Genomic DNA, 13,943 nt, shown 5'->3' on the forward strand with positions numbered 1-13,943 from the left:
CGTCGCCGATCTTGCGCAGTTCAGAAACCACGTTGGTGTCGAGCAGATAATTCAAGACAGATCGACCCCGCGCGGCGCGATCTCGACACGCGGCGGATCAAAGTCGATGTCCGACAGGCCCGGCATGGCGAGGGCTTGGGTCAAACGGCAGCGCTTGCCGCTGAGGCGGCAGAACTCGTCATAAGTCATCAGCACATGGGAGGGCTTGCCCCGGTCGGTGATGACGACCGGGCCGTCTTGTGCGGCCTTCTTGGCGCTGCTGACGTCATGATTCAGCTCGCGGCTGGAAAGAGTGGTGATGGTCACGACGCACCTCCATGTAGGCAAGTACCTACATAGGCCAGGCCAGTCTGGATTTCAAGATCAAACCGCTGGGCAGCGACCATGCCCATCCGCCACGGGTCCGCGCACCCTAGCCTTCACAGCCCGAGCCCCCGTTTGCGACCAAACGACCAATCGACGCCGCCATCGGCGCGGGCCACCCCGGAAATATGCCGCCCGATATGTTTCTCGATCGACGGGGTCCATGGCACCAGCTTGAAGCCGAGGCCGTCGTCGATCATGGCGAAGCGGCCAGACGCGAGTGCAAAGCGCCGGCTGTACGTGCCGGCGACAAATTCACCTTCAGCAGATTTCTGGAATGGCATACCGGTCTCGGCCGCGAGCGTGTCGCCGAGCGCGTCCAGCTCGCGTTGCCGGAGCGTACCGATCAGGTTCCGGTTGAATAGGATGCGCTCGCCATCGCGCCGCGCCATGCCATCCTGAATCAGATGTGCGGCGCGGGCCTCCATCGTCTGCTTCACCTCCAGACCGAAGCCGCCGCCAAGATCAACGGGGTCGCGAGCGACTAGCTGGCGGTCGAGCCAGGTCGCGCCGTTCGCCGTCGCCTGCGCCTCGATGGAGAGGTCGGATCGGACCGCCAGTGCGACACGGCGCTCGCCTTTCGCGTCCTCGAAGGATCGCAATTCCACGATCGAGCCCGGCGCGCTGTCGCCGGCCGACTCGATGTCCTGGAGCTTGATGTGGTGGGTGCGGCCGTCGACGCCGTCCACCACGGCATAGGCCGTCCCAACCAATTCGTTGTCGAGGCCGCGTTCGACCAGCCGGCCGATGATCGGGGCGCCATGCGCCTCGCCGGCCAGGACATAGTCGGCCGCGCCACGTGCGATGCCCTGCTCGTCGAGGGCGCGGTGCATCCGCTTGATGATGTCGTTGCGCTGGCCGAGGTCGCGCAACGTCGATTCCGCCTCCTTGGCGATGATCCACTGACCGGAGCCGATGGTCTCGGCAAGGCCGAGGTGTTCGAGGTGGCGCAGGCGTCCGACCTTTTGCGTCAGGTATGCGTCGGGCTGCCGGTCCGGTGACGGCGCCACGTCGATGACGCCCTGCTCGTTGGCGTCGCGGACAAGCTGGCGGTCAAGCTGGGTCCAGCGCTCGGCCTCGACCTGACGGCTCAGCGCGCGGCTGATGTCGAGATCGGTGCGCGGTCCAAGTTCCTGGGTGATGAGATCCTGCGCACGATCGCGCATCCCGCTCTTGATGTAGTCGCGGTCGATCACGAGGTCGCGACCATCATCGGCGCGGCCGCGCACGATGACATGGACGTGGGGGTTGTCGGTGTTCCAGTGATCGACCGCAACCCATTCGAGTTTCGTGCCGAGATCCTTTTCGGCCTGCGCCATCAGTTCGCGGGTGAACCGCTTCAGATCCTCCATATCGCTCGCGTCTTCGGGCGAGACGATGAAGCGGAAGTGGTGCCGGTCGTCCTTGCAGCGCTCGGTGAACTCCTTGACGTTGGCGTCGTCGGTCTCCGGGCCGAACATCTTCGCGCGCTCGCCGTCACGGGTGACGCCATCACGGCGGAGATAGTTGAGATGACGGGCGAGCGGACCGCGCGGACTCTTGTTGCGGACCACGAGCGCCTTGACGGTGCAGAATCGCGTGCGGCTGGTGATGAAGCGATTGGCGCGGATGCTTGCGACGCGGCCGCGCGCGAAATGCGGGCCGCGGCCCGCGGTGATCTTGCCGGAGCGCGAGATGCGGCCGCCGGCCCTCTGCGCGGCGGCGAGCGCCTGAGCGACAAAAGGCAAGGCGCGCTGCGCTCGCGATGAGCGGATGCGCCCTGGGCGAACATGGAAATCGTCATCGCGTGTCATAGCTGAACTCGCGATGTGCGATATTCACTGAAATCATTCGCGAAAATAAAGACGCGCACATCGTGACGACGATCCACGATGTGCAAAAAATCGGAAAAAGCAGAAGCAAAACAACCGACCGTCCAAGCCGCGATGTGCGGCTTTTTATCTTGCCTTCCCACAGTTGTTGCCTGGCCTGACCCGCTGCCCTCCGCCATCTCTACGATTGCGCACGCCGTGAAGCGTGGAAACTCGATGCTCATCGCTGTTCTCCATCTGCGCGCAGTCTTCGCACGAAGAGGCCATCGGACGGTGGCATGAGCGCCGACAGATCGACGATCGAAGGCGCGCTCGATGGTCGACCGGAAGGACGATCGACCGCCCCGAACTCGCCATCATGGTGGACACTAGATCGCACGACGAAGATCGGCCCAAGCGACCAGGATTTGCGCGAGGCGGCGCCGGCCAAGCGCATCACAGGGACCTTGCCGTCGATCATCGCCGCGATCTTCGCGACGTAAGCGACAGTCTCGGCCGGCAGTGCGCGGCCGCTCGCAAGGTGCGCATCATAGCGCCTCGGACCTGCGTTATAAGCGGCGAGCATCGCGGCCATCGAGCCATAGCGATCGTGCATTTCGCGGAGATAGGCCGCGCCGGCCAGAATGTTGGCGCGCGGCTGCCAAGGGTCGTGGCCGAGACCGTAACGCCTGCGCAGCTCGTTCCATGTCTTCGGCATGATCTGCATCAGGCCCATCGCGCCCTTGGGCGATCGTGCGGTCCTATTCCCCGTGCTTTCGACGGCCATGACCGCGCGTATCCAGCGCTCGGGAATGGCGAAGCGTTTGGCCGCCTCGGCGATGTGCGCGGCCCACGGATCGCGCGATGGAGCAGCGGACTTTACGCGCGTCGCAGGAGACGCAAACGGCGGCTCCGCAGTCGCGTCCGCTGTCGAGCACGCGATCACGGAACATGCGGACAGCATGACGATGATCGACGACAGCGTGGCGCGAAAGCCGCCGTCCCGAACCGCCATCAGCTTGCCATCGTGCTCGCTTCGCTCAAGGGCAAGGCTGCGCCGCCGGCTGGCGTTTTCCGGACGGGCATCGTCCGACGACATGCCGCGCACCCGGAAAACTGACCGACGCCCCTGACCTGCGCTGCGCGCGACGGCCGCGCTGTGAGCGATCGGGTCGAGGGGATTGATGGGCGCTCGATCGATCAAGGGGATTGCAGGAGAACGGTCGCGCGAGCGCCGGCACCGCATAGCCGTCACCCCTCGCCTTCCTGTTTCTTCCGCCGCGTCCAGAGCAGGTTCCACACATCTTTCTTGGTGTCGGACTCGAACAGGCGAGCGCGGATGGGTTGGTTCAAGATCGGATCGTCGATGGTTACGGAGAGGTACGCACCGGCACGGTCGCCGGTGCGATCCCAGGCCGCGCCAACTTCCATGCCGTTACAGAAGACGCGATGGTTTGGCGCATTCTCGGTGTCGGATTCATCGATCGGAAGAATGGACACCTCGGCGTCGAAAACGAGTGTGCGTACGCGGCCGAAGAAGCCATCTTCCTTGCGGGTGAACGCTCCAATCTGAGTCATTGCAATGATCCTCATCTGGTTGGAGAAGCGAGCCATTACGGCTCGTCGGAGACCGGCGCACGGAGGAATTCCGCGGCCGGATCGGCGGCACCGGTGGTCCAGACGGGAATGGCGCGACCGATGATGGTGGTGATGGGAAGCGGCCCGAAGTAGCGGCTGTCGAAGCTGTCGGAGCTGTCCCAATTCATGAAAAAGGCTTCGCCGTCATGAAGCGTGCGGCAGCCTTGCCAGTCGGGCAGCGGTCGGCCGCGCGTGTCGCGCGCGAGCGCCTGTCCGTAGATTCCGTCATAGGCGATGATGGCGCTGCCGCGCCGGCAGATCGTCGTGCCGCCGAGCGCCAGGACCCGCTTGATGAGAGGCAGGCCGCGCGGCAGATAGCGACGTTCGTCGAGAAATGCCGCCAGCTCCGCGGGCGGCATGACGACGGCGAGATCGGTGACGTCGACCTGGTCGCCGGGAACGATGCGGTAGAGCCCGATCGGCACGCTCGTGGATGCGTTCCAGATGAACCGGATGTCCGGCCGGCTCCAGGCCGGCACGACGATCAAAGCTGCGCCAGCAAGCATCGACAGCAACGTCATGTGGCGCCAGATCATGGCGAAACCTCGCGCCGCAACAGCCAGGCGCGGTGCTGCTCGGGGCTGTAGATGCGGAACGGTTCGTTGACGCTGATGCGATGGTTGAGATGCCGCCAGTGTTCTGGCGCAACGTCAGCGGGATCGATATCGAGCGCTTCGATCGCGTCGATCGCGGCCAGCACGCGCTGCACCTTCGGCCATCCGCTGATCCGCAACAGGATGTCGCCGCCGGGGCGCACGAACGGCAGCGTCTGATACGGCTCGCCGGTCGTCACGGTGCGCAGGATGTCGATCCGCGAGATGATCGTGCCGTATTCATTGGCCGCCCAACGGACGAAGGCGAAGATACTTCCGGGCACGAAACTGACGATGCGTCGATGGCGGTCGAGACGCTGTTCGTCGACGATGTGCCCGAAGCGGATACGGTGCTCGATGCGCTTTTCGCGCCACGTCAGTTCGACCAGCGTGTGGTCGGTTGGTCCGCTCGCGCGCAGGTCTGCCGTCATGGCCGCAACCCTCGGACGAAGCGCGACACGATGATGTTAAGGCAGTCGCAACCGATCGGACGTGCGATAGTCCCGCGTCCACAATTCCGCGAGGTGGCGTGCCGCGTTAGCAAAAGTCCGAAGGACTTTGAGTTAGGAAAGTTAGAGGGGGACAAATCCGCCTTGTCGCGCCAGACAGTTAAGAGGCGCGCGCGTTCCCAATAGTACGGGACTCGCGTTCCTGATAGTACGGGTGTCGGCGTTCCCAATAGTACGGGTCCATCCACACCTTTTGCACCGGCGCGTGCCATGTTCATCGCACGCCTCCCTGCCGCTGGAGCGGCGCAACGGTGCAGTCGGAACCCGCGGGCCGGAAGATCAGGCGCTGCCGGCCGTCGGGATCGTCGATCAGTGTCAGGTGGTAGCCGGGCAACGGCTGGCGCTGGACGATGGCGCGCAGCTCGAACCGGAAACGGCGCAGCGGCGACAGGCTGCCGGACTTCAGATGCAGGTGCGGGAGATCGAAGCTCCAGCCGTGCGTCTGCCGGCCGCCATGCTTGCGCACGAGGCGATACAGCCAGCGCTCGAGCCCGCCGGTCAGGTGGAAATAGGCACGGTCAATGGTGAGGATCAGCGCGTCGTCGAGAACGCCGGCATAGAACCAGTCCGGCAGGATCAATTCGATCCCGAGCGGTCGGCCGGTCGCGTCGAGACGTTCTTTCCATTCGTTGATCCACGAGAAGCGGTGCCGCCGCCGCTCGGACGGCTGGCGGATCGAGGTGACGACGGTGGTGGATTGCAGCCGGTCGAGCGCCGCCTTCAGGCGGTCGTAGCTCAGGCCGGAATCGCTGCGGCCGACGAAGGTGAGGATCTCATACGGTGTGGCGGCCATCAGGCGCGACGTGCGCAGCCCGCGGTCGCGCGCGTCGACGATCTGGCTGGCGGCCCAGATCAGCACGTCGGCGTCCCAGATCGTGGCCATGCCGTGCTCCGCGGTCGCTTCGACGCGGATCGATACCTCGCCCATGCGGAAGTCGATCGGCGTCACACGACGCACTTTGGCGAGGGAAAAGAACGGCCAGGACATCAAGTCCTGCGCGTCGCGGGCAGCGATGTCACCGGCGCGCGCCCGGAAGAGTTCGAGTTGCTGACTGTCGTATGAGCGGCTCGCCGACATAGCGATGCTCAGCGCGCAGTGCCGGCCGCATGACCAGCCGCGGATTCCGAAGTAGACTGCCGCGCGCAACCGTCAACCCATGCCTCAAGATCGGCGACGGCGTAGACCACGCGGCCGCCGAGCTTGTGATAGACCGGCCCGGTGCCGTCGCAGCGGTGTTTCTCCAACGTGCGAGGAGACAGATCGAGCAAGCGCGCAGCCTCGGGCGTTCGCACGAAACGCGGCCAATTCTTATCGGTCTTCTCCAGCATTGCGGACCTCCGTCGCAGCCGCCATCACGGCGGCGAGTCGGGTGCGACGATGGCGAAAAATTCGCGGCTCGGAGGAGTGACGAAATTCGTAGCCGTTAACAGAAGTGTCCCCCCTTCCCGCCTGGCGCGACATGCGTGGGTGCCGATGGCCGGGCCGCTGCGCATCAGGATCGGGATGACGTGTCAGGTCTTGCGATCAACATTGTGCCGCTGGTGTCTCGCCCGGGGAGCGAGCCAGCGCAGATATCCGCCTTCGATGCGTTCACGGGCGGCGGCAAGAATGCGGGCCAGCCGCCGTCGCTCCGGCGCGTTCTTCCAGTCGAGCGCGCGCAACGTCCTGACCTTCTCGTTGATCAGGATACTCGCAATCAAACGACGCGGCTCGCCGGATTCCACGCCGTCCCATACGCGCAGCATCAGCGCGGCCCGGTGAAGCTGGAAACGGGTCAGGCGTTCCTCGCGCGGCGGAGGTCCGGATCGCTCGCCACTGATGTGCCGGTAGAGTCGAAGCGCATTTTTCCTGCGCCAATGGAAATGCTCGTCGAACGGCAGAAAAACGCCTGCCTGTACGACCGTATCACCGCTCGGAAGCCAGACGCCGAGATCGCCTTGTACGTCTTCGACGACACCATGCAATCCGTCGCTGCTCGGTTCTCCGCGAATGGATAGCGTTGCGGGGTCAGGTAAGGAACGCGCGGCAAAGCCTTCCGGCGCGGCCGTGACAATGAGCGTGGCAGGGTTGAGCTGCGGCAGCCATATCGGCTGCACGACCAAAGCCGATGCAGCGGGGTCCGCCGCGAAAGGCCAGCCCCCAGCGGCGTGAAAGGCGCGCTATCGCCTCACGCTTCTCAAGCCTTCCCGAGACGACGGCTTCCGCCACGGCATGATAGTCTTTGCGATATTGCTTGTTGCGGCGCAGGAACTCGAACGTGATGCCGCCACGGTCGAGCCGGCTCAACTGTTCCTCGAATTGCGGTGAGCGCCAGTCTTGCAGCGGCTCCATGACGCGACCTCCCCCTCAGTCGTTGGCTTCGGGATGATTCCGTCTATGGCGAAGACCGGGAAAACGGCAAGACAGATAATCGGAATGCAGAGGGTTCTTCGACCGGACAACAAATTCACTTTGGCTGTCGTGATGAGAGACGTCGCGGAACTTACTGCATGCGGGGTTCAAGCAGGTGACGGTAGCCGTTCTCGGTCATCCAGCGCGCTCGAGCCAAATGGCTGTCATGAATCCGCTTGGCGCGTTCGGGATCGGATGTCACGTCAAAGCCGAATACGATTTTGACAACCTCGCGCCAATCGGCACCTTCCTCGGCGGCGTCCAACAGACGCAGATAGGTAGCAAGGTGCGCCTCATCATATGCGTTCACCCGATCGGTCAGCGGCGGACTGTCCTTGAAGTTAGGCTTTGTCATCGACGTGCCTCTGACTTATGCGCTTTAGATTCAAACTGGATTATCCGGTTACCCCCGCAATCGAACTTTCGGCGACATTCCTTCTCCAGACGCGGAATAATGTTATGCCGCAGATGCGATAAATAGTCTGACAACTTGACGCTTTCGTGCCAGCGGCGGGCATTGCCGTATCCAGGACGATCTTCTTTTTTTGCAGGCGGGCGGTGATGTCTGCGCGTTATCAGGTATCGGCGCGCAGAAACTCGATCGGGTCGATGTCGAGCGCGAGGGCGAGTTTCTCCAGCATATCGATGGAGGCGGCATATTCTTCGCGTTCCAACATGCCGACGTAATTGCGGTTGACCTGGGCAAGATGGGCAAGCTCCTCCTGCGAGACAGATTTCTCCTGTCTCAGCCGACGCAGGTTCCTTGCGACTCTCTCCCGTAAGTTCATGCGGGAGGAGTCACCGGCTACCTAATATACTTCCACCCAATATACTAGGTATTCGACGAGCCGTCATCGTCCCTTAGCCGGTCGGTGCGTGAATCGCGAGCCGGGCGCAGTCCGGCGAGCGGCGGCCGTGTTCTGCGCACGGCCGCGCCGCCGATCTGCAACGCTGGATCGGCGCGAAATTTTCCGAAGGTGCAAAGCCTGAAAGGCGGAGAGCCGCGCAACCGGCGCGGCCTTCGCTGATTATATCGCCTTCTCCAGCAGGGTCTTTGCCTTCCCCTCCAGTTCCAGGCGCGTGTCCTGATGCGCCTTGGTGCGGGCATGCGCCGTCATGCCCTGCACAAAGTCAAAGATGCTTTCGGGCGGGCGGCCTTCTTCCGAAAGCACGGTCTCTATGATCCTGCCGGTTTCGGCCTTGCTGAACCCGCGCTTGCGCAGGAAGGTTTCGCGGTCCTCATCGGTGCGGGCAACAATATGTTCGCGCGCCGCCTTGATCCCGTCGACGAATGGCGCGGGCGAGGAATGGGCGAAGCTGGTCAATGCCGGTGCCGCCTCTTGGGCGAAGCGTTGCGCGGCAAACTTGCTGTGCCGGATGCTGATTTCCTCGAACCCTTCCACGCCCCACAAATTGCGGTTCATGCAAACGGCGCGGAGATAGAAAGACGCAATACCAAGTGTCTTGCTGCCGACTTCGCTATTCCAGCAATAGAAGCCCCGGAAATACAGATCCGGCTCGCCGTTCGGCAGGCGTCCGGCCTCGATGGGGTGCGTGTCGTCCACAAGGAAAAGGAAAACATCGCGGTCGCTGGCGTAAAGCGTGGTGGTGTCCTTGGTGATATCCACGAACGGATTGTGCGTCATGGTCGCCCAATCCAAAACGCCCGGCACTTTCCACATGGTATCGCCCGTGCCGTTGCCCGCGATCTTCATCACGGCGGCGACAAGCTCATGGTCCCAGATGCGGCCGTAGTCCGGTCCGGTCACGGCGCGCAGTTCAATGCGTCCGTCTTCCGCTTCCAGCGTCTTCACAAGCTCGGCGCGATGCGACAGCAAGCCATGCTGTAAGTTGATGCCTGCGAGCGGCGCGGCAAGCTGGCGCATATAGGTTGCGGGTGCGCCGACAAGGCTGCACAACTGCCCAAAGCTCCAATGCGTCGGGGAAATCGGCTGGTCCTGTCCGGGGACGATCAGCGAAAGCCGCTCGGCGTTGTCCCTGCTCGCCTCAACGCGAACGGCGCGGCTTTCGACGGTGCGGGTCTTCGCACGATCCGCGCGCATCTTCACGGCATCGTAAAGCTCTGTGAGCGACAAATAACGCTGATCGTTCGGGCGAGAGAACCATTCCGACGACACACGGCCGATCCGCTGCCCGCGCGAGATGTCCACGCGGAAACCGCTATTCACTGCCTGCGGGGTCTGGCTGCTGCTGATGAAGTTCATTGTCCTGTCCTTTCCCGTTAATGCCGAAGGCATGTCCCCCGACATGCCTTCCGGGGGCGCGTGAGCGCGCGGGGATGGAGGGGGCACATGCCGGCGCGCGGGGGCCAGGCTGCGAGGCGAGCGGAGCGGATGACGATGTGATGCCGACGTGGTGATCGGCCGTTCTGCGAGGCCGCGGCCCTGCTCCGCAACAGGCGGCATTTGCGGGGAGCAAGGGGTAAGACCCCTTGGTTCCCCACTCGATCGGCAAGGGCTTCAGCCGCAGCCGATCGGAACAATGCGAGCGCAGCTCGCCGTATTCCTTATCTTGCGGTGGCGGATATGAGCATGACGAAGCCCCGCTTGCGCGGGGCCTCGCTGGTGGCCGGTCTCAGTCGGCGGCGCGACGGCGCGACCAGATGAGCGCCAGATCCTCGCTTTCGCTCTCCACCAGGCTCGCATAGATTGGAGCCGGGAACGACGGGTCGTCGAGCTTGACGGAGAGGTAGTCGTTGCCCTTGTCGGACGTCTTCTTCCACGCCGCCCCGAACTCCGTTCCAGCGGCGATGACGCGGTAGTCCGGACCCTTCTCGTTGTCGCCTTCGGCGGCGACGAACTTCACCGACTTGACGTTGAGGGTGAGTGTCTTGACCGAGCCGCTGTAGCCGTTCTCGGTGCGGGAGAAAGTGCCGATCGTAGCCATGTCGTGGTTTCCTTCTGCTGGTCGGGCCGCGCCCATCGCGACCTCGATGATGGTCGACGGACCGGGGACGATCGGCCTGCACCCTTGGGGCCGAAACAACGTGGAGGGCGGCCGGCGACAGCTTTTTTGGCTCGCGATGCAAAGCCGAAGGCGGCGGAAAAAAGCTGGCGGCGGACGTTGCAGGTTCAAGATCGAGGCGACGCTTTCGTCGCCGGTCTTCGGTCAGACCAAACCAATCGAGGACGCCCGTGGGAGCGGCTTGAAAAGGACAGTCAGAGGAAACCGCGATCTGGCGATGGCGATCGGAGGCACACTTTCTCGCTTCGCGCCGCACACGGCTATCTCGGCTCCATCAAGAACGGACCCGAACCTCAACGGCAAGACGATGATGTCCTGAATGTCGCCGTCATCGACGACAATCGAAAGGTCCGGGCCATCCGCCCGTCACTCGCATCGCCATCGTGTTCGGCACGGCAAGAAAACGCCAACAAAGGTAATGGCGCCCTCCCAGCACAAGCCGCTGCGACTCGCTCCCGGCCTCGATCGACACCATGGTCCAGCGCGAAGGTCAGGGTGTAACTCTATCTGACGAACGTCTGCCGCTCCGCTGCTGGCTAGGACCGCCAAACGCGATGCTGACGCGAGCCGGGGGCGACCGGCGAATGTCCGCCGCCTCTCTTCGCGTCAAGGATCGTGACCGAAGGCGAAGACCCGCAAGGGGCTTCGGAAGCCGCCGCAGCAGCGCATAGAGCCCGGCCCGCAGGGCGACGCCCACGCTCAGGGGCGGCACGGAATATTTTGTGCGCCGATAACTTCCGCGTTCAACGAACCGGCTCAGGATTGCGGACTAGCGGATGTTGCCAACCGTATCACGGCGGCCACGCCGACACATGCGCCCCCTGCGAGGCAGACGATTTGCCGCCACACCAGCGGTGGAACGGCCTCGCCGGTGACGCCATGCACGAGCGCATATCCCGCCACGGCGGCAGGCGTGGCGAATATGAGCGCCAATGCGACCCGCAGGATCGGGGCGCGCAGCATGGCAAACAGAAGGGTCAGAATGCCGAAGGATGCAACGCCAGCGACAATGCCGACGATACCGGCGCCGATCCATCCAGCTCCGGTGCCGTAGGCGAAGCGCATCGCCGCGAGCGCGAGCATAAAGGGCAGCGCGTAAATCGCCAGCGTGTAGGCGAGGACACACATCATGCCGATCAGCATGACGATGACGGCGATTAGCGCGATCATGTCGGTGCCTCCGTTATGATGGAGACGATGCGGCGCGTCACGACCACGCGCCGGATCGCGATTTCAAGCGACAATCATCCCGGCATGGCACGCGAGCTTGACGTAGGTGCTGAGCCGGTGTTCGGCCTTGAAATAGAGGTCGCGCTCGGCCGGCAGGCCGAGCTTGCCGCGCACGTCCTCGATCTCGCTGAGCATCAGGTAGCCGAGTTCGGGACTGCCCATGCCAAGGTCACACAGGCCGAACAGGCGAACGTCCTCGCCTTCGGGACAGGCTTCCGTGATGAGCCATGTCGCGGCACCATCAGGCGTGAACAGCTTCACGACCGGGAACGGATCGAAGCCGTCACGCTCCTCGCTGGTGCGGCCGTTCTCGATCAGCTTGGCCAGCAGTTCGTCGGGGATCAGGGCTTCGGTGCGGGGAAAGCGCGGCATCATGACACGCCCTCCCCTGCCGGTTCGTTGATCCGGCAGCGAACGCAGTGTGCCGCGATGGCTCCGGCCTGCCGCGCCAGCTTTTGGGACAGCGCATCGATCTCGCCGCGCCGCGCAAAGCGCAGCGCCGCGACGTTAGCCTGAACGTCGCGCTCGTCGGCGCGGCTCCAGGTGGCGGAGGCACGGCCAAACTGGCGAGCCTTGACGCGGCTGCTCGTCGTCATGCGTTCGGCGCGCGCTTCAACCTGCCGCTCGATGACGGCAAGGTGGCGCGCGGTCTCGGCGTGCGCCGTCTCCATGCGGGTCAGTGTCGCCCGCTGTTTTGCATCGGTCTTCATGGTCTCGTGTCCTGCTGTCGTGCGGTCGAGGTCTCCGGCCGCGCCGGTCAGGCGCGGCCGGAACATTCTCGAGCGATGTCAGAAAGCTGGCCGGGGCCGCGCGATGCGACCCCGGCCGCGGCGGCTCACTCGGCGGCTTCGGGGAAGCCTTCGCTTGCCTCGGTCGCGCCGATGTCCTCGACAGACCCACCCGACGCTTCCGCAACCGGCGCGGTGCGCATCAGCGGCGGCAGCCATCCCGTCCCGGCAAGAAGCTGCTCGGCGGCTTCTGCCATCGGCTGCTTCTTCATGCTGGCGATGCGATCCGCCGCCTCACCGCTGACGGCCTCTCGTACAGCATCGAGGATGAGCGCCTTCGTCACGCGGCCGAGATAGGTTCGCACCGTCGGCGTCCAGTGCGCGGTCATGTCGAGCGCAAGTGCGCTTGCCAGCTTGTCAGCCGTCTCAAGCGCGCGCGGCTTGCGCTCCCAAGGCACTTTCACCGCGTTAACGGTCTGCGAGGCGCAATGCGCGAACAGCGCCATGACGCTTGCATGGTCCAGCCCGGTGATGAAGCCCCACAGGTCCGCCACGTCGCGCGGCATGTCCGCCGCCCATCCGGCGTGACGATCCGCGAGCGCCTTTGCCGCCGCCGTATCCTCGATGCCGTCCGCGTGTCCGCCAAGGGGTGGACTGACGGTGCGGATGTCGAGGCAATGGGCGTCACCGCCGCGATAGAAGCTCTGCGCGGCGAGCGCATGGGTGACGGCGATTAAGGCCATGTCCGGCTGCTCGCCAAGGGCGACCCGCAGGCCAAGGGTGCGATGCGTGGTCAGCTCGCGGACGAGAAGGTCGGACAGCGGCGTGCCGTCATCCCCTGCGTCCTCGTCGTCGGCGTTATGTGCGGCTGCATCGTCGCCGTCCTCGATGATCTCGCCATCACCGTTGACGCGCACGCCATCGATGACGGTTTCGCCATCGCTGGCTTCCTCCGCTTCGGGCTTCTCGTCCTCTGGACGGATGAAACCGCGCTCGATGCGGGCTTCTCCGTCCGGCGACAGCACGACAAAGACGCCACCGCGCGCGATCTCGTCAGGATCGTAAGCATGACGCTTGGCGTCGATGCGCTCGATCTCGGCTTCAAGCTCCCCGAACCGTTGGTCCACGTCGTCGGGAAGCTCCTCCGCGCCTTCATACTCCGACGACAGGCGGTCATATTCCTCCTGTGCGACAGCGCAGGCGGCTTCGTCTTCCTCGGAAAGCTTCACCGGATGCGGATAGGTGCGCGGCAGGCCGTGGGCGTGGGGATAATCGATATGAACCGAAACCCACTTCCAGCCTTCCGCCTCCTGAACCTGCGCGGCGATGCCTTCCAGTTTCTCGATGACAAGCCGCTCCAATAGCGCGGCGTCTTCATAGAAGCCGCCACGATCCTCCGTGAACAGATCGCGGACAATGTTGCCGCCTGCTTCCGTGTAGACTTCCGCACCGATGAAGATCGCGCGCCGATCCGTTGCCGGAATGTGGGTCTTCATGATGTCGCGGCGGATGAAGGACGGATCGCGGTTATAGGACAGGTTCTCGTAAACCTGCTCCTGCCGGGCGTGATCCTCGGTGATGGCGAAGGCCCTCAACTGGTCGAGCGTCAAGCCGCCGTCACGATAGACTTGCATCAGCCTCGGGCTGACCGCGCCGAGCCGAAGCCGCTGCTTCACCACATGCGCGGTGACGCCGAAGCGGGCCGCGATTTCCTC

Annotated in this window: 20 protein-coding genes; 1 reads left to right on the forward strand and 19 read right to left on the reverse strand. The window is 64.0% G+C overall.

Translation table 11 applies throughout. The features are described 5' to 3' along the window. Positions 1 to 51: 51 nt before the first annotated feature. The 15 genes from V7E26_RS25035 to V7E26_RS25105 form a co-directional block, all read right to left on the reverse strand. Positions 52 to 306: a type II toxin-antitoxin system Phd/YefM family antitoxin gene (locus tag V7E26_RS25035; protein ID WP_056299343.1), complete on the reverse strand. Its 255-nt coding sequence runs from the start codon at positions 304 to 306 to the stop codon at positions 52 to 54. Positions 307 to 419: 113 nt separating this feature from the next. Further along, entirely contained in the window at positions 420 to 2,156 is a 1,737-nt protein-coding gene (locus V7E26_RS25040; RefSeq protein WP_056299346.1) for a relaxase/mobilization nuclease domain-containing protein, read from the reverse strand. Then, on the reverse strand, positions 2,153 to 2,398 hold the full coding sequence (locus V7E26_RS25045; RefSeq protein WP_211400701.1) for a hypothetical protein: 246 nt from the start codon (positions 2,396 to 2,398) through the stop codon (positions 2,153 to 2,155). The genes V7E26_RS25040 and V7E26_RS25045 overlap by 4 nt, the downstream gene beginning before the upstream one ends. Further along, positions 2,395 to 3,168: a lytic transglycosylase domain-containing protein gene (locus tag V7E26_RS25050; protein WP_211400710.1), complete on the reverse strand. Its 774-nt coding sequence runs from the start codon at positions 3,166 to 3,168 to the stop codon at positions 2,395 to 2,397. The genes V7E26_RS25045 and V7E26_RS25050 overlap by 4 nt, the downstream gene beginning before the upstream one ends. A 236-nt stretch (positions 3,169 to 3,404) precedes the next feature. Further along, on the reverse strand, positions 3,405 to 3,731 hold the full coding sequence (locus V7E26_RS25055) for a DUF736 domain-containing protein (protein ID WP_211400711.1): 327 nt from the start codon (positions 3,729 to 3,731) through the stop codon (positions 3,405 to 3,407). A gap of 35 nt (positions 3,732 to 3,766) precedes the next feature. Beyond that, a complete protein-coding gene (locus V7E26_RS25060; protein ID WP_211400702.1) occupies positions 3,767 to 4,327 on the reverse strand; it encodes a S26 family signal peptidase in 561 nt (186 codons plus the stop codon). Next, the gene (locus tag V7E26_RS25065) at positions 4,324 to 4,815 is read right to left on the reverse strand and encodes a DUF2840 domain-containing protein (RefSeq protein WP_211400703.1); all 492 of its coding nucleotides are present in this window, start codon (positions 4,813 to 4,815) and stop codon (positions 4,324 to 4,326) included. Before V7E26_RS25065 ends, V7E26_RS25060 begins: the two co-directional genes overlap by 4 nt. Positions 4,816 to 5,107: 292 nt before the next feature. Further along, positions 5,108 to 5,971: a replication initiator protein A gene (locus tag V7E26_RS25070; protein WP_211400712.1), complete on the reverse strand. Its 864-nt coding sequence runs from the start codon at positions 5,969 to 5,971 to the stop codon at positions 5,108 to 5,110. A gap of 8 nt (positions 5,972 to 5,979) precedes the next feature. Further along, positions 5,980 to 6,222 carry a helix-turn-helix transcriptional regulator gene (locus V7E26_RS25075; protein ID WP_211400704.1) on the reverse strand — a complete coding sequence of 81 codons (243 nt, stop codon included), beginning with the start codon at positions 6,220 to 6,222 and terminating at the stop codon, positions 5,980 to 5,982. 183 nt (positions 6,223 to 6,405) lie between these two features. Further along, a complete protein-coding gene (locus V7E26_RS25080; protein ID WP_296623822.1) occupies positions 6,406 to 6,990 on the reverse strand; it encodes a DUF2285 domain-containing protein in 585 nt (194 codons plus the stop codon). After that, positions 6,902 to 7,225 carry a transcriptional regulator domain-containing protein gene (locus V7E26_RS25085; protein ID WP_211400705.1) on the reverse strand — a complete coding sequence of 108 codons (324 nt, stop codon included), beginning with the start codon at positions 7,223 to 7,225 and terminating at the stop codon, positions 6,902 to 6,904. The genes V7E26_RS25080 and V7E26_RS25085 overlap by 89 nt, the downstream gene beginning before the upstream one ends. A 151-nt stretch (positions 7,226 to 7,376) precedes the next feature. After that, entirely contained in the window at positions 7,377 to 7,640 is a 264-nt protein-coding gene (locus V7E26_RS25090) for a DNA -binding domain-containing protein (RefSeq protein ID WP_211400706.1), read from the reverse strand. Between the two features lie 220 nt (positions 7,641 to 7,860). After that, positions 7,861 to 8,073 (reverse strand): helix-turn-helix domain-containing protein, encoded by a 213-nt coding sequence (locus V7E26_RS25095; RefSeq protein WP_211400707.1) that lies wholly within the window; start codon positions 8,071 to 8,073, stop codon positions 7,861 to 7,863. A gap of 240 nt (positions 8,074 to 8,313) precedes the next feature. Then, complete coding sequence (locus V7E26_RS25100; RefSeq protein ID WP_296623817.1) at positions 8,314 to 9,510, reverse strand: DUF932 domain-containing protein; 1,197 nt, start codon at positions 9,508 to 9,510, stop codon at positions 8,314 to 8,316. A 370-nt stretch (positions 9,511 to 9,880) separates the two neighbouring features. Next, complete coding sequence (locus V7E26_RS25105) at positions 9,881 to 10,192, reverse strand: DUF736 domain-containing protein (protein ID WP_211400858.1); 312 nt, start codon at positions 10,190 to 10,192, stop codon at positions 9,881 to 9,883. Here V7E26_RS25105 and V7E26_RS25110 point away from each other — a divergent pair. Continuing rightward, entirely contained in the window at positions 10,191 to 10,589 is a 399-nt protein-coding gene (locus V7E26_RS25110) for a hypothetical protein (protein WP_211400859.1), read from the forward strand. The two genes, V7E26_RS25105 and V7E26_RS25110, sit on opposite strands and share 2 nt — an antisense overlap. Positions 10,590 to 11,026: 437 nt before the next feature. Here V7E26_RS25110 and V7E26_RS25115 read toward each other — a convergent pair whose 3' ends face one another. The 4 genes from V7E26_RS25115 to V7E26_RS25130 all read right to left on the reverse strand — a co-directional run. After that, complete coding sequence (locus V7E26_RS25115) at positions 11,027 to 11,440, reverse strand: hypothetical protein (protein ID WP_211400860.1); 414 nt, start codon at positions 11,438 to 11,440, stop codon at positions 11,027 to 11,029. Positions 11,441 to 11,503: 63 nt separating this feature from the next. Beyond that, a complete protein-coding gene (locus V7E26_RS25120; protein WP_211400861.1) occupies positions 11,504 to 11,875 on the reverse strand; it encodes a DUF2958 domain-containing protein in 372 nt (123 codons plus the stop codon). Next, positions 11,872 to 12,210: a hypothetical protein gene (locus V7E26_RS25125; RefSeq protein WP_211400862.1), complete on the reverse strand. Its 339-nt coding sequence runs from the start codon at positions 12,208 to 12,210 to the stop codon at positions 11,872 to 11,874. The genes V7E26_RS25120 and V7E26_RS25125 overlap by 4 nt, the downstream gene beginning before the upstream one ends. Positions 12,211 to 12,335: 125 nt before the next feature. Next, positions 12,336 to 13,943, reverse strand: a 1,608-nt coding sequence (locus V7E26_RS25130; RefSeq protein WP_324421565.1) for a ParB/RepB/Spo0J family partition protein, incomplete at its 5' end; no start/stop codon positions are given.

The organism is Bradyrhizobium sp. (assembly GCF_036735945.1).
In the GTDB taxonomy this organism is placed as follows: domain Bacteria; phylum Pseudomonadota; class Alphaproteobacteria; order Rhizobiales; family Xanthobacteraceae; genus Bradyrhizobium.